This window comes from Novosphingobium chloroacetimidivorans (genome assembly GCF_014204535.1).
In the GTDB taxonomy this organism is placed as follows: Bacteria; Pseudomonadota; Alphaproteobacteria; order Sphingomonadales; family Sphingomonadaceae; genus Novosphingobium; species Novosphingobium chloroacetimidivorans.
In genome coordinates, this window is the sequence record NZ_JACHLR010000016.1 from 17736 (window position 1) to 35883 (window position 18148).

Sequence of the window (18148 nt, forward strand, 5' to 3'; positions counted from 1 at the left end):
AAGGTGGGTGTCTGTGTCATCACGTGAGCGGGACCAGCCGGACAACGGCAGATCCGCCGCCGCTACATCGGATGGCGGCCGTGCCTGCCACGTTGCGGGCACCAGCGCCTCACGCGCAAAGTCGAGGGACGCAGCCGGCAAAAGCGGTCACGTCTGTTCTGTCTACCTCGGTTCCGACCAACCCGTCGCCCCCGCGCAGGCGGGGGCCCCGCTTGTTCTTCCCGAAGCAGGACCTGTCCGAGAAGAAGCACACCTCCGCGTACGCGCGCAGCAGAGGCATGCGCCGCTTGCCCGACGGTAAGCGCGGGCAGGCAACGGCAGATCCGCCGCCATGAAGTCCGACGGGTGCGGCGGACCAGCTGCCCGCCGCACCCCGGCCGGGACGATGACTGCCGCCATCGCGGCACCGGCGCGTAAGTTGCCGTTCTGGCGAACGGCTGCCTCACGCGCCTGCCATCGTCAGTACATATGTTGCCCGCCGTTGATGCTCAGCGTCGATCCGGTCACGAAGCCGGCGTTCTCGCTGGCCAGGAAGCCCACGGCGCGGGCGATCTCGTAGGCGTTGCCGAGGCGGCCGACCGGGATCTTGGCGACGATCTTCTCCAGCACCGGCTCGGGCACCGCGGCCACCATGTCGGTGTCGATGTAGCCGGGCGCGATCGCGTTCACGAGCACGCCGAACTTGGCGCCTTCCTGAGCCAGCGCCTTGGTGAAGCCGTGGATCCCGCTCTTGGCGGCGGCATAGTTGACCTGGCCGTACTGGCCGGCCTGGCCGTTGATCGAGCCGATGTTGATGATCCGGCCCCAGCCACGGTCGCGCATGCCCGAGAAGGTCGCCTTGGCCATGTTGAAGCAACCGCCCAGGTTGATCCGCATGACCTCGTTCCAGTCCTCGAACGACATGCGGTGCAGTGTGCCGTCGCGGGTGATGCCGGCATTGTTGACGACGATGTCGATCGGACCGACCTCCGCCTCGACCTGCTTGCAGCCGGCAAGGCAGGCCTCGTGATCGCCCACGTCCCACTTGTAGACGGGGATGCCGGTCTCCTCGGTGAAGGCCTTGGCCTTCTCGTCATTGCCCGCATAATTGGCCACCACGGTGTGGCCGCGGTCCTTCAATGCGAGGGAAATGGCCGCACCGATGCCTCGGGTGCCGCCGGTAACGATTGCTACGCGTGCCATTGAGCTGCTGTCCTCGCCAAGCGTTCTCACTCCCACACCTTGCTAGGGGCAGGAGCAGGACAGCACAAGTTGCTCCGAAGGTCTGTCATGACATGCCGTGCATGGAATATGCTGCGGCGGCTTGGCGCGGCGCCGGTCAGAAACTGAATTGCGTACCCACATAGACCGCCTGGCTGTCCTGCTTGCCATCGGTCAACGGTGTGAGCCGCTCGCGCTCCTGCGAGTAGCGAACGCCGGCCGTCACGGCCAGGTTGCCGGTGACGCGATAGGCTCCGCCCAGGTCCACTTCGCTGCCGTCGACTCCGAACGTGCGCGGCGCGCGGCCGGTGGTGGCCTTCTCTTCCAGGCTGATCCGGGGCGAGAAGCGCGAGTCGTCGCCCTTGGAACGCGACGGTGCCAGGCTGTATTTGTGCAGGTCGGGCAGGTCCATGGCGGTCTTCGGCGGCGCGGCCTGCTGGGTGATGTCCTGCGCGAAATTGCGATAGCCACGCGAAACGCCCAGGCTGAAGCCGGTCGGCGCGATCCGCAGGTGGCTGGCATCGCCGTCCTGCTGCGCCAGGCTGCGTCCGCGCACCGTGATCGCCCGCGCCGCCGCTCCATCGACTCGCACGGCGACGGTGACCGCGCGCTCGGACTGGTTGGCGATTCCCGCCGGGGTGAAGGGAAACAGCTGCCCCTTCGCCAGCGAGCGGATCGCCAGTGCGCGCGACAGTCCGTGCGAGGGCTGGGCGACAGGTGCCGGCTCGATGCTGGGGCCAGCCTCGTCCTTGGCGCTGAAATCCGCGGTGAACGCCAGCACGGCGCTCGGCAACGCCAGCAAGGTCACGGCGCCGGCGAGCAGCACCGACGCGGTGGTTCCGCCCTTGCGATCCTGCCCCGCCTTCATCCTTATGTTCCTCATGACGTCCAATCCGGTCCACTGACGGACTCTGCTTGTCGATCGCCCGCTTAACACATTCTGATGCGAGACGACAGGCAACCGCGCTCGGCGGCTGCGGCGGACGGGAACAGGGCGCACTTGCCGGGTCGGCGCGGCGGCGATAGAGGCTGAGGATGAGCGGGCAAGCGCACACGCGCGCCAAGCCACCCGCGAGATACAGGAAACTGGGAACGACGATGACAGTCCGCAGCGCCTCAAAACTCGGCACGACTCTCGCCCCGGTGCTGCGCGCCGGCCTCGGCCTCGCGCTCGTCGCCGCGCTCGGCGCCTGCGGCGGCAAGAAGGAAGTGCGCAAGGAAGTCGCGCCGACCCAGGTGACGACGATCGGTGTCAACAGCTACCTGTGGCGCGCCAGCCTCGATGCGCTGTCGTTCATGCCGCTGCTGCAGACCGACAGCAACGGCGGCGTGATCGTGACCGACTGGTATTCCAACCCCAAGAACCCCGGCGAGCGCGTGAAAGTCTCGGTGACCATCCTGGACGCCGATCTGCGCGCCGATGCGTTGCGCGTCGCCGCCAGCCGCGAAGTGCAGCAGGGCGGTGGCTGGGTCGCCGCGCCGGTGCAGGCCGCGACCGTGCAGAAGCTGGAAGACATCATCCTCACCCGCGCCCGCGACCTGCGGCGCAATTCGGTCGGCTGAGAGGGCGGCGGAGCCACGCCTTATACTTACCTTCGTCATCCCCGCGAACGCGGGGATCCATCTCCTGACGTCGCGTAACCGGAACCACCTGGAGATGGATTCCCGCCTTCGCGGGAATGACGAAGCTGTGTAAGTGGCGCGCATGCCCGCTGGAGAATCCCCGACAATGACCGAGCGGTTCGACCCCGCCACCGCCGACACGCGCTGGCAGCGTGTCTGGGACGAGCGCCAGTGCTTCGCCGCCGACGACGCCAGCCCCAAGCCGCGCAGCTACGTGCTGGAGATGTTCCCCTATCCCTCGGGGCGCATCCACATCGGCCACGTGCGCAACTACACGATGGGCGACGTGCTGGCCCGCTACAAGCGGATGACCGGGCACGAAGTGCTCCACCCGATGGGTTGGGACGCGTTCGGCATGCCGGCGGAAAACGCGGCGATGGAGAAGGGCGTCCACCCCGGCGGCTGGACTCGCGAGAACATCGCCAACATGAAGGCGCAGCTGAAGCGCCTGGGTTTCGCGCTCGACTGGAGCCGCGAACTGGCGACCTGCGAGCCTGAATACTACGGCCACGAACAGGCGCTGTTCCTCGACTTGTACGAAGCAGGCCTCGTCTATCGCAAGGAAAGCTCGGTCAACTGGGACCCGGTCGACCAGACCGTGCTGGCCAACGAGCAGGTGATCGACGGGCGCGGCTGGCGCTCGGGCGCGCTGGTGGAGAAGCGCAAGCTCTCCCAGTGGTTCCTTAAGATCACCGACTTTGCCGAGGAACTGCTCGAAGGCGTGCAGAGCCTCGAGAACTGGCCCGACAAGGTCAAGCTGATGCAGGAGAACTGGATCGGCAAGTCGCGGGGCCTGCAGTTTCGGTTCAAGCCGATCAACTTCGCAGATGAGATCGAAGTCTACTCGACTCGCCCCGACACGATCTTCGGCGCCAGCTTCGTCGCCGTCGCCGCCGAGCATCATGTGGCGCAGGCCATTGCCGCGAACTCGCCGGAGGCGCAGGCCTTCATCGAGCTGTGCAAGCAGGGCGGCACCACCGCCGCCGAGCTGGAAACCGCCGAGAAGCTGGGCTTCGACACCGGCCTCAAGGTCCGCCATCCGTTCACCGGCGCGGACCTGCCGGTGTGGATCGCGAACTTCGTGCTGATGGACTACGGCACCGGCGCGGTCATGGGCGTTCCGGGCCACGATCAGCGCGACTTCGAGTTCTCGACCAAGTTCGGCTTGCCGATCGTGCGCGTGGTCGCCGCCGATCCGGCTGACGCCGACAAGCCTTTCGGCGGTGAGGCGGAAGCGGGCGACGGCGTGCTGGTCAACTCCGATTTCCTCACCGGCATGAGCGTCGCCGACGCCAAAGCCGCCGTCATCGGGCGCGCCGAGTCGGAAGGCTGGGGCGAAGGCAAGACGGTATGGCGCCTGCGCGACTGGGGCGTCAGCCGCCAGCGCTACTGGGGCACGCCGATCCCGTTCATCCACTGCGAGGCCTGCGGCGTGGTGCCCGTCCCCAAGGACCAGCTGCCCGTCGTGCTGCCCGAGGACGTCGACTTCCAGACTCCGGGCAATCCGCTGGTGCGTCATCCCACCTGGAAGCACGTCGACTGCCCCGACTGCGGCAAGCCGGCGGTGCGCGAGACCGACACGCTCGATACCTTCGTCGATTCGTCCTGGTACTTCCTTCGCTTCGCCAGCCAGCCGGGCGACAAGCCGTTCGACCGCGAAGCCATCGCGAAATGGCTCCCGGTCGAGCAGTACATCGGCGGCATCGAGCACGCGATCCTGCACTTGCTCTACGCCCGCTTCTGGACCCGCGCGCTCGCCCGCATCGGCAAGATCGAGGTGAAGGAGCCGTTCGCCAGCCTGTTCACCCAAGGCATGGTGACGCACGAGACGTACTTCCGCATCGACGATGCCAACGGCCAGCCGGTCTACTTCAGCCCTGCGGAAATCGAACGCGGCGGCGAGTCGGCCAAGCTGTTGGCCGATGGCGCTCCGGTTGAGATCGGCCGCGTCATCAAGATGTCGAAGTCGAAGAAGAACGTCGTCGATCCCGACGCGATCGTCGCAACATACGGCGCCGACGCGATCCGCTGGTTCATGCTCTCCGACAGCCCGCCCGAGCGCGACTTGCCGTGGTCGGAAGCCGGCATTGAAGGCTGCGCCCGCTTCGTCCAGCGTCTGTGGCGGCTGTTTGCGCAGTTCGACGCGAATGCCACCGGCGAGGACAAGGCAATCGACCGCAAGCGCGACCAGACTGTCGCGCTGGTGGCCGAGGACATCGAGGCGCTGTCGTTCAACAAGGCCGTCGCGCGTATCTACGAACTGACCAGCGCGGTCGAGAAGGCCCAGCCGTCCGCCAGCCGCTCGGCCGCGATCCGCACTCTCCTGCTGTTGGTCGCGCCGATGATGCCGCACCTCGCCGAAGAGGCCTGGGGCACGATCGGGGGCGAGGATCTCGTCTCGCTCGCGGCCTGGCCAGCGGTCGACCCGACACTGCTGGTAGAAGACGAGGTGACCATCGCCGTCCAGGTCAAGGGCAAGCTGCGCGACACCCTGACCGTTGCCAAGGGCACGTCCAGGGAGGAGCTGGAGGCGCTTGCGCTCGCCAGCGACAAGGTGCAGCGTGCGCTCGACGGGGCCGAGATAAGGAAAGTCATCGTGGTGCCTGACCGCCTGGTCAACCTGGTCGCATGAGGCTCCTTGCTGCGGCTCTGTGCGCCCTGTCGCTCGCCGGATGCGGGCTGCAGCCGATGTACGCCGGCGGCGGCAACGGCACCGTCGCGCGCGGACTGGCCGGGATCCAGGTCGCGGCCATCGATGGCCGCGCCGGCTGGCTGGTGCGCAATGCGCTGAACGACAAGCTCGGCGGCTCGACGAGCGAGGCACCGCGCTATCGGCTCGACGTGCGGCTCGACGACAGGCTCGAAGCTTTCGGCTTGCTGAGCGACGACACCGTCAGCCGCGAGCGGCGGACCCTGCGTGCGCGCTATCAACTGGTTGACCTCAACGACAATGCCATCCTGCTCGATGCCACCGCCGGCTCGGACGCGGGCATCGACGTGATCTCGTCCGACTACGCCACGGTCGCGGCCGAGCAGACCGCGCTCGAAAACCTTGCCAGGGACATCGCCGACCGCATCGTCACCAGTGTGGCGCTGCAGCTTCGCAAGGGCGCGGCCCCGTCGCGCTGAGGTGATCCGCGCGTGAAGGCGACTCAGAAGGATTTTGCGAGCCTAGCGCCCAAGGCCGCAGCCTTGGCGCGCGTGTTCTTTTTCTGCGGCCCCGACGAGGCCGGTGCCGCCGACGCCGCCGCGCGCATCGTCTCGCTGCTGTCCGACCCCGGCGAGCGGATCGAGTTCTCCGGTGCCGAACTGCGCCGGGACCCGGTGCGGCTCGGCGACGAGGCGCGCTCCACGTCGCTGTTCGGCGGCACCCGCCACATCTGGATCCGCGCTGCCGGCGACGACGCGCACGATGCTGTCGCCAATTTGATCGAAGGCGATGTCGACCCCTGCCCGGTGCTGATCGTGGCGACCGGCGCCTCGGACAAGTCGCGCACCGCCAAGCTCCTGGCCACCCGGCCCGACGCGCTGGTGGCGATGTTCCATCCGCCCGACCTGGGCTCGGTCGCTGCCAGCGTGCGCAACCAGGCCGGCGCGGCGGGCTTACGGCTGAGCAGCGACCTGGCCGAGCGGATCGCCCGGGGGGCCGGACTCGATACGCGACTCGCCCGCTCGGAGATTGCCAAGCTCGCGCTCTATTGCGACGCCAGCCCCGAAAGCCCCCGCACGGTCACCAGCGATGACCTGGAGGCGATCGGCGCGCAGACCTCGGACGACGACTTCGCGCCGATCGTCGACGCGGTGATGGGCGGCAAGCGCGAGCGGCTCGGCCCCGAACTGGCGCGCATGCGCGCCATGCAGATCTCACCCGTGGGCATCCTGTTGGCGATCGAGCGGCGCGTGGCCCAGCTCGCGGCGCTGTCCTCGCGCATGGGGCCGGGCCAGAACCTCGCGCAGTTCCTCGATGCCGAAGCGAACGCGCGGCGAATCTTCTGGCGCGACAAGGCGGTGCTCGGTGACCAGCTGCGCGCCTGGCGCGGTCCGCGACTCGAACGATTGGTGCAGCGAATCCTCGCCCTGCACCAGACCATGCTTGGCAACAGCGCCGATAGTGAACTGCTGCTGGCACAAGAACTTGCGACAATAGCGCGGCTCGCCGGTTCCGAATTGACACGTAAACGCCAGGCACTCTGATCTTGGCGAGAACCTTGGCATTGCATAAGATTTGTTAGGGGATTATACCTGTTGCACTGCAGCAAAGCAGTGTCGACGTGGGCGAATGGGAACGCATGACGGCGCTGCGGGGTAAAACCGGTTCAGGGAGCCAAGAGCGAATGAATGCGCCGTTCGCAGTGCGCCCGCTTGCGGGTATCGATACGGCCGCCGACGAGCTGGTCGTCGCACCCTCGCTCGAGCGGCGCAGGTTGCAGTGCTACCTTGCCCTCATGGTGGGCGATATCGTCTCGATCTTCGCCGGCTTCGGACTTGCCGGCTACTTGTTCTCGGGGATGGTCGGGCTCTCGGATGCCCTGGGGCAGAGCGAACTGCTCCTGCCGGTCTTCCTGACCATCGCCTTGTACAACGGCTCGTACTCGGTCGCTGCCCTGCGCGATTCGTGGGTGGGTATCTTCCGCTCGCAGGCGGCGCTGCTGCTCTCCGTTGCTGCCGTGGTGTTCATCGCCTTCTTCGCCAAGGCCTCGTCCGACTTCTCGCGGCTGGGCTTCAGCAGCGGCACCATCTGCACCATCCTGCTCCTGCTATGGATGCGCCTGCAGATGCGCAGCTTTACGCAGTTCCGCTGCGGCTCCAATCCCTACAACGAACTCGTCATCGACGACGGTGGCCCGCGCGTCGACATTCCCGGAGCGATCCGCGTCTCGGCCAATGCGATGGGGCTCAAGCCCAACCTCAACGACCCGCACATGCTCGACCGCATCGGCCTGGCGCTGCGCAACATCGATCGGGTTATCGTCAGCTGCCCCGCCGCACGCCGCGCCGACTGGGCGATGATGCTCAAGGGTGCCAACGTCGATGGCGAAGTGCTGGACGACGAAGTGGCGCGCCTTGGCGCACAAGGCGCTCGCGTTCACAGTGGTCACGGGCTGCTGCTGGTGTCGGCGGGCCCGCTGGGCCTGCGCGACCGCATCATCAAGCGCCTGCTCGACGTCTCGTTTGCCGGTACCGCGATCCTGATGCTCTCGCCGCTGCTGCTCGCCGTCGCTGCCGCGATCAAATTGCAGGACCGCGGTCCGGTGTTCTTCGTCCAGCGCCGCATGGGCCGGGGCAACCGCTTCTTCAACATGTACAAGTTCCGCTCGATGACGGTGGCGCTGTGCGACAGCGAGGGCAATGTCTCCGCCTCCAAGGGCGACCAGCGGATCACCCGGGTCGGCCGCTTCATCCGTTCCACCTCGATCGATGAACTGCCGCAGCTGTTCAACGTGCTGCTGGGCGACATGAGCCTGGTAGGCCCGCGGCCACACGCGATCGGCTCACAGGCGGGTTCCAAGCTGTTCTGGGAAGTCGACTTGCGCTACTGGCAGCGCCACAGCCTCAAGCCCGGCCTGAGCGGTCTTGCCCAAGTCCGCGGATTCCGCGGCGCGACCGAGAAGGAATCGGACCTGGTGTCGCGCCTGCAGTCCGATCTCGAGTACCTCGAGGGCTGGACGATCCTGCGCGACATCAAGATCATCTTCCTGACCTTGCGCGTGCTGGTCCACGACCGGGCGTTCTGACGCGGCCGTCGGCTTCGCGCGCCCAATCTTCGTCATTCCCGCGTAGGCGGGATTCCACCCTCCTGAACTCACGCCGCTGCGCAGCGGCGCACGCGCGGTCCGCAAGCGCATGCCTGCACTTACCGACGTGTAACAGGAGAGACCTGGAGATGAATTCCCGCCTTCGCGGGAATGCCGAAGCGGGTGGTCGCTACTGCTTCTTGGGCACGCTGAACGTACCCGTCACCCGGCCTTCCGCCGAGGACACGCCGCTGTTCAGGTCCACCACGAAGCGGTTGCCGTGCAGCGTGTCGCCACCGCCGCGCTTCAGCGAGGCGTTGCCGACCATCGTGATGATGCGGCGATTGAAGTCGTAGATCCCGACATCGCCGGTCGCCGTCTCGTCGTTGCGGTTGACGGTGACGCCGCCACTGGCGGTGATGCGCTGGATCTGCATTGAGCCGGCATTGGTGAAGTCGACGACCGTTCGGGTCGCGCGCAGTCGCAGTTCCGCCTGCTTGATGTCGACGTTCCCGGACAGGACGACACGGTTCTGCTTGTCCTGCAGCTCGATGCGGTCCGCGGCGTAGTCGACCGGCGCGTTGCTGTTGTGGCCCGCGAGCGCCTGCGCACCCAGTTGCTGCACGCCGACCACGCCGAGGCTCGCCACGGCACCGGCCAGAATCGCGCTGCGAAGGCGGTTGCGCGTCATTTCGGGATCCTCAGCTTGCCGGGCGTCATGCGCAGCCGGGCGTTACCTTCGAGCTTCACGGTGCGGTCTTCCAGATTGGCGACGATGCGGTCGGCGCGGAACGTGCCGGTCGGCACCGATCCCGTGACCCCGCCCGCGCCGACTGCGTTCTGCGACTTGATGTCGACCGCCACGTTGTTGGTCCGCATGCGATAGCCGTCGGACGCGGTGAAATCCACCGGTCCATCCACTGCGATCTTCTCGGTGTCGTAGTTGTAGGCACCGGTAGGCGCACGGATCTCGGCCGGCCCGTCGGTCAGGTTCAGCCTGGCGATCAGATCGTTGAGGCGCACCACCGGCACGGCTGCGGTCTGCTGGACGGCGTTGCCCGCGGTCACCACGAAGGGCCGCCCCTTGTTGTCCGCGCCCTTGTAGGCCGCATCCGCCACCTGCACACGCTCGTTGGTGATCGCCACCTTGTTGCGGTCCAGCAGGAAGCTGATTTCGCCGCGCGGGGACAGCGGCACCAGGATCATCACCGCGGCCATCAGGCCAATGCCGGCGGGCAGGGCCTTGCCGAGGAAGCCGACCATGCGATCGTGCGAGCCGCCGGGCGCCGCGAAGTGGCGGCGGCGATCGCGGACCTGGTTGGCTTGCAGCGACACGGGAAGTCAGGCCGCTTCGTGGCTGAAGATGTCGTGGTCGGGCCAGCCGGACAGGTCGAGCCGGGCACGATGCGGCAGGAAGTCGAAGCAGGCCTGCGCCAATTCGGTCCGGCCCTCACGCGCCAGGCGCTCGACGAAGATGTCGCGCATGGCATGCAGGTACCGCACGTCGCTGGCGGCATACTCGCGCTGCGGCTCGGAGAGCTCTGCCGCGCCCCAGTCGCTCGACTGCTGCTGCTTGGAGATTTCCTTGCCCAGCAGCTCGCGCACGATGTCCTTCAGGCCATGCCGGTCGGTGTAGGTGCGGGTCAGCTTGCTGGCGATCTTGGTGCAGAACACCGGCGCCGCGGTGGTGCCGAGATAGTGCTCGATCGCGGCAAGGTCGAACCGGGCGAAGTGGTAGAGCTTCAGGCGCTCGGGATCGCCGAGCACGGCGCGCAGGTTCGGCGCGGCATAGTCGCTGCCGACGCGGAAGCGCACCAGGTGTTCGTCGCCCTGGCCATCGGAGATCTGGACCACGCACAAGCGGTCGCGCGGGGTGATCAGCCCCATGGTCTCGGTATCGACGGCGACTGGGCCGGGGGCCAGGACGCCTGCGGGGAGATCTTCTTCGTGGAGGTGGACAGCCATAAGCCTAGGATGCTTAAGGCTTGCCCTTCGCTTTCGCAATGGGCGCATCCGTCATGAGCACTCTCGATCCCGCCGGATTGCTGCCGCCAAGCTGGCAGGCCGCGTTGCAGCCGGTGCTGGAGCGGCCGGAAACGCAGGCGCTGCTGGGGTTTCTCGATGCGGAGGAAGCGGCCGGCAAGCGAATATACCCGCCGCGCGAGAGCCGCCTTCGCGCCTTCACGCTGACGCCGCTGGACGCGGTCAAGGTGCTGATCCTGGGGCAGGATCCCTATCACGGTGCCGGGCAGGCGCACGGGTTGGCCTTTTCTGTGCCCGACGGCGTGAAGGTCCCGCCCTCGCTGCGCAACATCAACAAGGAGATCGCGGCCGACATCGGCGGCGCGGTGCCGGTCGGCGGCAACCTGGAGCGCTGGGCGCGGCAGGGTGTGCTGCTGCTCAATACCTCGCTCTCGGTGGAGGAGGGCAAGGCCGGCTCGCATGCCAACCGCGGGTGGGAGGCAGTGACGGACGCGGCGGTTGCGGCGGTCGCGGCCAGGAGCGAGCCTTGCGTGTTCCTGCTCTGGGGCAATCACGCCCAGCGCAAGGCCCAGCGGGTGCCGGGGCTGATGGACGGGCGGCACCTGGTGCTGATGGCGCCGCATCCCAGCCCGTTGTCGGCAATGACCGGGTTTTTCGGTTGCCGGCATTTCAGCCGAGCGAACGCGTTCCTGGGGGCGAACGGCCGCGAGCCGATCAACTGGACCTAGCGTCGTCCCGGGCTCGACCCGGGACCGGTTTCGGCAGTGATGAACCTGTCGGTGCAGCCACCGAACTCGCGACATGGCGAAACCGGCCCCGGGTCAAACCCGGGACGACGGGTCTTCAGGCCAAAGCCCCGGCGACCACATCTCCCAGCACATAGTGGCTCATGGAGCCGCCCTGCGTCAGATCGCCGAACGCCGCCCGGAATTTGCCGAAGCTTTCGAGATCGCGCGCCGCAACGTGGTCCTCGATCGAGGTCCAGACCACGTGGAACAGGAACTTGCTCGGGTTCTCGACACCGCGGCCGAATCGCACTTCCACCGCGCCCTTGCAGGCTGCCAGGTCGGCGAGACCGCCTTCGTTCATGGCGGCGGCAAAGGCGTCTTCCTGGCCCGGCCTGACTTCGATCTCGGCGATTTCCAGCAGCATCGTGTATCTCCCGGTTACGCTATAGCGTCGTCCCGGGCTGCCTGCCCTCGCGCAGGCGAGGGAGTCGGGACCGGTTCCGCCATCGTGCGAGCTTGCCGGCGCAAGCTTTCGAGGTTCATCACTGCCGAAACCGGTCCCGGGTCAAGCCCGGGACGACGGGGCGTTAAGGTATCGCCTCAGCGCGGAAGTTCGGAGACGCCCATCAGCGCTTCGTCGACCGCGCGGGCGCACTGGCGGCCTTCGCGGATCGCCCAGACCACCAGGCTCTGGCCACGGCGCATGTCGCCGCAGGCCCAGATCTTGTCGTCGCTGGTGCGGTACTCGAAGACGTTCGCCTTGACGTTGCCGCGCGGGTCGAGCTCGACGCCCGACTGGTCCAGCATGCCGGCCGTGCGCGGGCCGGTGAAGCCCATGGCGAGGAGGATCAGATCGGCCTGCAGCGTGAACTCGCTGCCTTCGATCTCGACCATCTTGCCGTCCTTCCACTCGACGCGCACGCATTCCAGCCCGGAAACCTGATTGCCGCCGACGACACGCTTGGTCAGCACCGCCCAGTCGCGCTCGCAGCCTTCCTGGTGACTGGAGGAGGTGCGCAGGCGCAGCGGCCAGAACGGCCAGCTCATCGCCTTGTCTTCGATCTCGGGCGGCTTGGGCATGATCTCGATCTGGGTGACCGAGAGCGCGCCCTGGCGGTTGCTGGTGCCGACGCAATCCGAGCCGGTGTCGCCGCCGCCGATGACGATGACGTGCTTGCCGGTGGCGGTCAGCGAACCGCGAGGGGCGGCGCGCAGCTCATCGTCGCCGGCATTGCGCTTGTTCTGCTGGGTCAGAAATTCCATCGCCAGGCGCACGCCGGGCAGCTCGGCACCCGGGATGTCGAGCCGGCGCGCTTCCTCGGCGCCGCCCGCGAAGACGATCGCGTCGAAGTTCTCCTTCAGCGAATGGACCGAGATCGTCACGCCCACTTCCATGCCGGTGCGGAAGGTGACCCCTTCGGCTTCCATCTGCATGGCGCGCCGGTTGATGAGGTGCTTCTCCATCTTGAAGTCGGGGATGCCGTAACGCATCAGCCCGCCCAGGCGGTCGTTCTTCTCGAACACGGTGACGGTGTGACCGGCCCGCGCCAACTGCTGCGCGGCGGCGAGGCCGGCGGGGCCCGAGCCGACGACGGCCACGGTCTTGCCGGTGCGCTTGGCCGGCACTTGCGGGCTAATCCAGCCGTTCTGCCAGCCCTTGTCGACGATCGCGCATTCGATCGACTTGATGGTGACGGGCTGGTCGATGATGTTCAGCGTGCAGGCCGCTTCACACGGCGCGGGGCAGATGCGGCCGGTGAATTCGGGGAAGTTGTTGGTCGAGTGCAGGACCTCGAGCGCGTTCTTCCAGTCGTTCTCGTAGACCAGGTGGTTCCAGTCGGGGATGATGTTGTTGACCGGGCAGCCAGTGTGGCAATGCGGCACGCCGCAGTTCATGCAGCGCGAGGCCTGGGCCTTGAGGTCGGCCTCCGGCAGTGGGACGATGAACTCCTTGTAGTTCTTCAGCCGCGCTTCCGGCGCTTCGTAGCCGCGGTCGTGGCGGTCGAGTTCGAGGAACCCGGTTTCCTTACCCATCTTGAGATACTCCCCGTGAGCGCCGATCCCGACGACGCTCCCGCATCATGGCTTATGCCAGAAATTGGGGGCTCCGGCGAGGCCGGAGCCCGAACTTGCGCTTACTCGGCAGCCACCGAAGCCGCTTCCAACCGTTCGGCCTCGAGCTGTTTGAGCGCCTTGGCGTAGTCGCGCGGCATCACCTTCACGAACTTGCCCACCGCATTGCTCCAGTCGTCGAGCAGCGCGCGGGCGCGCTTCGAGCCGGTATGCAGGTGGTGGCGTTCGAGCAGCACGCGCAGGCGATCGGCGTCGTGGCGCAGCGGATCGCCCATTCCGGCGTCGTTCACGCCGTTGGTGCGCTGCTGCGGCCGGCCGGCGCCGTCATCCTCGTCCCGATCGGCGCTGATCGGCAGCAAGTCGACCATCGCCTTGTTGGCGAGCTGATCGAACACGCCGTCCTCGTCGTAGACGTAGGCAATGCCGCCCGACATGCCTGCCGCGAAGTTGCGGCCGGTGTTGCCCAGCACCGCGACGACACCGCCGGTCATGTACTCGCAGCCATGGTCGCCGCAGCCTTCGACCACCGCGACGGCGCCCGAGTTGCGGACGGCGAAGCGCTCGCCCGCGACGCCATTGAAGAACGCCTCGCCCGCGATCGCGCCGTAGAGCACGGTGTTGCCGACGATGATGTTGCGCGTCGGGTCACGGTCCACGTGGCCGGGCTGGCGCACGATCACGCGGCCGCCCGAGAGGCCCTTGCCGACGTAGTCGTTGGCGTCACCCGTCAGGTCGAGCGTGACGCCGTGGGCGAGCCAAGCGCCGAAGCTCTGGCCTGCGACGCCGGTGAGCTTCACGTTGATCGTGTTGTCGGGCAGGCCGGCATGACCGAAGCGGCGCGCCACTTCGCCCGAGAGCATGGCGCCCACCGTGCGGTTGACGTTGATCACCGGCTTCTCGATGCGGACCGGCTGACGGTTGTCCAGCGCATCGGCGCTGGCTTCGATCAGCTGGTTGTCGAGCGCGTGCTCCAGCCCGTGGTCCTGGTGCTGCGACCAGTTCAGGGACGGGCTGTCGCCCTTGCCGGGGTTGTAGAGGATCTTCGACAGGTCGACGCCCTTGGCCTTCCAGTGCGCGATCACCTTGCGGGTATCGAGCCGGTCGACGCGGCCGACCATCTCCTCGATCGTGCGGAAGCCCAGCTCGGCCATGATGGCGCGCAGTTCCTCGGCGACGAAGAAGAAGTAGTTCACCACGTGCTCGGGCTGGCCGGTGAAGCGCGCGCGCAGCACCGGGTCCTGCGTCGCGACGCCGACCGGGCAGGTGTTGAGGTGGCACTTGCGCATCATGATGCAGCCGGCCGCGATCAGCGGCGCGGTGGCGAAGCCGAACTCTTCCGCGCCGAGCAGCGCGGCGACCGCGACGTCACGACCGGTCCGGATGCCGCCGTCGGCCTGGACCACGATGCGGCTGCGCAAGTTGTTGAGCAGCAGCGTCTGCTGCGTCTCTGCGAGGCCGATCTCCCAGGGCGAGCCCGCGTGGGTCAGCGAAGTCAGCGGCGAGGCGCCGGTGCCACCCTCGTAGCCCGAGATCGTGACGTGATCGGCGCGGGCCTTGGAGACGCCCGCGGCCACGGTGCCGACGCCCACTTCGGACACCAGCTTGACCGAGATGCGCGCCGCCGGGTTCACGTTCTTGAGATCGTGGATCAGCTGCGCGAGATCTTCGATCGAGTAGATGTCGTGGTGCGGCGGCGGGCTGATGAGGCCGACGCCCGGCGTCGAGTGGCGCACCTTGCCGATGGTCTTGTCGACCTTGTCGCCCGGCAGCTGGCCGCCTTCGCCGGGCTTCGCGCCCTGGGCCATCTTGATCTGGATGTCGTCGGCGTTGACGAGATACTCGGTGGTCACGCCGAACCGTCCGCTCGCGACCTGCTTGATCGCCGAGCGCATGGTGTCGCCGTTGGCCAGCGGGGTAAAGCGATCCACTTCCTCGCCGCCTTCGCCGGTGTTGGACTTGCCGCCGATGCGGTTCATGGCGAGCGCCAGCGTGGTGTGCGCCTCGCGGCTGATGGAGCCGAAGCTCATCGCGCCGGTGACGAAGCGCTTGACGATCTCCTTGGCCGGCTCGACCTCGTCCAGCGGGATCGATTGGCCGGGCACGAACTCCATCATGCCGCGGATCGTCAGCATGCGCTCGGACTGGTCGTTGATCGACTGTGCGAATGCCGCGTACTTCTCAGGGATATTGCCGCGCACCGCGTGCTGCAGGTTGCCGATGTTCTCGGACGTCCAGGCATGCTCCTCGCCGCGCACGCGCACGCCGTAGATGCCGCCCACATCCAGCATCGACTTGTAGACCGGGTTGTCGCCGTAGGCCGCGGCATGGCGAGCGACGGTTTCTTCCGCGATCTCCAGCAGGCCCGCGCCTTCGATGGCGGTGGCGGTGCCGGTGAAGTACTTGTCGACGAACTTGGTCTGGAGGCCGACCGCGTCGAAGATCTGCGCACCGCAATAGGACTGGTAGGTCGAAATGCCCATCTTGGACATGACCTTCCGGATGCCCTTGCCGATGGCGTAGACGTAGTTCTTCTGTGCCTGCCGCGCCTCGACCGGCAGCTCCTTGCGGACGCGGATCGCCTCGATCGTCTCGAACGCGAGATAGGGGTTGATCGCCTCGGCGCCGTAGCCCGCGAGCACGCAGAAGTGGTGCACTTCGCGCGCCTCGCCGGTTTCGACCACCAGGCCGGTCTGCATGCGCAGGCCCTGGCGGACGAGGTGGTGGTGCACGGCGGCAGTGGCCAGCAGCGCCGGCATGGCGATGCGGTCAGGCCCCTGCGCGCGGTCCGACAGGATCAGGATGTTCTTGTCGGCCAGCACCGCCTCGGTCGCGGTCCAGCACATTTCCTTGATCGCGAGTTCGAGCCCGGCGGCACCGGTGTTCGCGTCCCAGGTCATGTCGATCGTCGTGGTGCGGAACGCGCCGTCCAGTGCGGCCTCGACCGAGCGGATCTTCGCCAGTTCCTCGTCGGTGAGGATCGGCTGGCTGACTTCCAGGCGCTTGTGCGTGCCGGCCACGTGGCCAAGCAGGTTGGGACGCGGGCCGATCATCGACACCAGGCTCATCACCAGCTCCTCGCGGATCGGGTCGATCGGCGGGTTGGTGACCTGGGCGAAGTTTTGCTTGAAGTAGTCGTAGAGCAGGCGCGACTTCTTCGACAGCACCGGGATCGGCGTATCGGTGCCCATCGAGCCGATCGGATCGTCGGCATTGACGGCCATCGGCTCGAGGAAGCGGCTGGTGTCTTCCTGAGTGTAGCCGAACGCCTGCTGGCGATCGAGCAGCGTGCCCGTGGGCTGCGGGATCTCGGTCAGCTCGGACTCGATGACGTCGAGGTCCTCGAGCTTGTACTGTGCCTGGTCCAGCCACTGCTGGTAGGGCTCTTCGGCGGCGAGCTGGTTCTTCAGCTCCTCGTCCTCGATGATGCGGCCCTGGTCGAAGTCGATCAGCAGCATGCGGCCCGGCTGGAGCCGCCACTTGCGCACGATGTTGTCTTCCTTGATCGGCAGCACGCCGCTTTCGGACGCCATGACGCACAGGTCGTCGTCGGTGACGAGGAAGCGCGCGGGCCTGAGGCCGTTGCGGTCCAGCGTGGCGCCGATCTGGCGGCCATCGGTGAAGGCGACGGCGGCGGGGCCGTCCCACGGTTCCATCAGCGCGGCATGGTATTCGTAGAACGCGCGGCGCTCGGACGTCATCAGCGGGTTGCCGGCCCACGCCTCCGGAATGAGCATCATCATCGCGTGGCTGAGGCTGTACCCACCCGCAAGCAGCAGCTCGAAGGCGTTGTCGAGGCACGCGGTGTCCGACTGGCCATGCGGGATGAGCGGCCACATCTTGTCGAGATCGGCGCCGAGCAGGTCCGATTCGAGCGTGCGGCGGCGCGCGTTCATCCAGTTCACGTTGCCGCGCACGGTGTTGATCTCACCGTTGTGGGCCATGAAGCGGTAGGGGTGCGCCAGCTTCCAGCTGGGGAAGGTGTTGGTGCTGAAGCGCTGGTGCACCAGGCCGAGCGCCGAGACGCAGTCCGGATCGCGCAGATCGTCGTAGAACGATCCGACTTGCGTCGCCAGCAGCAGGCCCTTGTAGACGACCGTGCGGGTCGAGAAGCTGGGCATGTACAGCTGGGCGATGCCCGGCAGCCCGTGCTTTTCCGCCATCTGCGCCAGCGGGTTCTGCGTCTGCTTGCGAATGGCGAGCAGCTTGCGCTCGAACGCGTCCTGATCCGCGCAGTTGAGGCCGCGCGCGACGAAGCACTGGCGGATCACCGGCATGGATTCGATCACCGCCTTGCCCAGGCCTTCGAGCGTGGTCGGCACGTCGCGCCAGCCGATCAGCGACTGGCCTTCCTTGGCGATGAACTTCTCGAACGTCTGGGTGATCAGGTCGCGGCTGGCCTGGTCCTGCGGCATGAAGCACATCGCCACGCCGTAATCGCCGGGCGCGGGTAGCGAGAGACCTTCCGCGTCCGCCCACTTGCGGAACAAGGCGTCCGGCGTCTGGATCAGGATGCCCGCGCCATCGCCCAGCAACGGGTCGGCGCCGATCCCACCGCGGTGGTCGAGGTTTTTGAGGATCTCCAGCGCCTGCGATACGATGGCGTGCGATTTGATGCCTTTAATATGGGCGACAAAGCCCACACCGCAGGAATCATGCTCGTTGCGCGCGTCGTAGAGGCCCTGGGGCTCCGGAAATCCCATCGATAAATACCCGTCCTGTCATTTGCCGGGCCAGCCCTGCTCCTCCGGGCGACCGCAAGCAGCCGTCCGCGAAGGACGCGAATCGCACCGATGCGATCCGCGGCAA

At 67.1% G+C, this 18148-nt stretch carries 14 protein-coding genes; 6 read left to right on the plus strand and 8 right to left on the minus strand.

The annotated features are described in order from the left end of the window. Positions 1-459: 459 nt before the first annotated feature. Positions 460-1182 (minus strand): acetoacetyl-CoA reductase, encoded by a 723-nt coding sequence (phbB, locus tag HNO88_RS16365; protein WP_184247953.1) that lies wholly within the window; start codon positions 1180-1182, stop codon positions 460-462. A 136-nt stretch (positions 1183-1318) separates the two neighbouring features. After that, a complete protein-coding gene (locus tag HNO88_RS16370) occupies positions 1319-2068 on the minus strand; it encodes a Rho GTPase-activating protein (RefSeq protein WP_184247956.1) in 750 nt (249 codons plus the stop codon). A gap of 230 nt (positions 2069-2298) precedes the next feature. Between HNO88_RS16370 and HNO88_RS16375 the strand changes: the two genes are divergently transcribed. The 5 genes from HNO88_RS16375 to HNO88_RS16395 all read left to right on the plus strand — a co-directional run bounded on the left by HNO88_RS16375 (position 2299) and on the right by HNO88_RS16395 (position 8558). Continuing rightward, positions 2299-2763, plus strand: coding sequence for a DUF3576 domain-containing protein (locus HNO88_RS16375; protein WP_184247959.1), 465 nt, complete (start codon positions 2299-2301; stop codon positions 2761-2763). A 166-nt stretch (positions 2764-2929) separates the two neighbouring features. Further along, positions 2930-5455: a leucine--tRNA ligase gene (gene leuS, locus HNO88_RS16380; protein WP_184247962.1), complete on the plus strand. Its 2526-nt coding sequence runs from the start codon at positions 2930-2932 to the stop codon at positions 5453-5455. Continuing rightward, on the plus strand, positions 5452-5952 hold the full coding sequence (lptE, locus tag HNO88_RS16385) for an LPS assembly lipoprotein LptE (protein ID WP_184247965.1): 501 nt from the start codon (positions 5452-5454) through the stop codon (positions 5950-5952). Before leuS ends, lptE begins: the two co-directional genes overlap by 4 nt. 12 nt (positions 5953-5964) lie before the next feature. Then, a complete protein-coding gene (gene holA / locus HNO88_RS16390; protein WP_184247969.1) occupies positions 5965-7017 on the plus strand; it encodes a DNA polymerase III subunit delta in 1053 nt (350 codons plus the stop codon). A gap of 140 nt (positions 7018-7157) precedes the next feature. After that, positions 7158-8558: a sugar transferase gene (locus HNO88_RS16395; protein WP_184247972.1), complete on the plus strand. Its 1401-nt coding sequence runs from the start codon at positions 7158-7160 to the stop codon at positions 8556-8558. Positions 8559-8748: 190 nt separating this feature from the next. Here the strand turns inward: HNO88_RS16395 and HNO88_RS16400 are convergent, their stop codons facing one another. Genes HNO88_RS16400 through HNO88_RS16410 form a run of 3 tightly spaced genes read right to left on the minus strand, consistent with a single transcriptional unit; the run spans position 8749 to position 10523 of the window. Next, the gene (locus HNO88_RS16400; protein WP_184247975.1) at positions 8749-9249 is read right to left on the minus strand and encodes an LptA/OstA family protein; all 501 of its coding nucleotides are present in this window, start codon (positions 9247-9249) and stop codon (positions 8749-8751) included. Next, positions 9246-9893 carry an LPS export ABC transporter periplasmic protein LptC gene (gene lptC / locus HNO88_RS16405; protein WP_184247978.1) on the minus strand — a complete coding sequence of 216 codons (648 nt, stop codon included), beginning with the start codon at positions 9891-9893 and terminating at the stop codon, positions 9246-9248. The genes HNO88_RS16400 and lptC overlap by 4 nt, the downstream gene beginning before the upstream one ends. 6 nt (positions 9894-9899) lie before the next feature. Beyond that, complete coding sequence (locus HNO88_RS16410) at positions 9900-10523, minus strand: ribonuclease D (RefSeq protein WP_184247981.1); 624 nt, start codon at positions 10521-10523, stop codon at positions 9900-9902. A gap of 53 nt (positions 10524-10576) precedes the next feature. On the opposite strand from HNO88_RS16410, the gene HNO88_RS16415 reads away from it, so the two are divergent. Beyond that, positions 10577-11269, plus strand: a complete 693-nt coding sequence (locus HNO88_RS16415; protein ID WP_184247984.1) for a uracil-DNA glycosylase — start codon at positions 10577-10579, stop codon at positions 11267-11269. Positions 11270-11384: 115 nt separating this feature from the next. Here the strand turns inward: HNO88_RS16415 and HNO88_RS16420 are convergent, their stop codons facing one another. The 3 genes from HNO88_RS16420 to gltB all read right to left on the minus strand — a co-directional run bounded on the left by HNO88_RS16420 (position 11385) and on the right by gltB (position 18042). Further along, positions 11385-11693, minus strand: coding sequence for an antibiotic biosynthesis monooxygenase family protein (locus HNO88_RS16420; RefSeq protein ID WP_184247988.1), 309 nt, complete (start codon positions 11691-11693; stop codon positions 11385-11387). A gap of 176 nt (positions 11694-11869) precedes the next feature. Next, a complete protein-coding gene (locus HNO88_RS16425; protein WP_184247991.1) occupies positions 11870-13303 on the minus strand; it encodes a glutamate synthase subunit beta in 1434 nt (477 codons plus the stop codon). Between the two features lie 101 nt (positions 13304-13404). After that, positions 13405-18042 carry a glutamate synthase large subunit gene (gene gltB / locus HNO88_RS16430; protein ID WP_184247994.1) on the minus strand — a complete coding sequence of 1546 codons (4638 nt, stop codon included), beginning with the start codon at positions 18040-18042 and terminating at the stop codon, positions 13405-13407. Positions 18043-18148 lie beyond the last annotated feature (106 nt).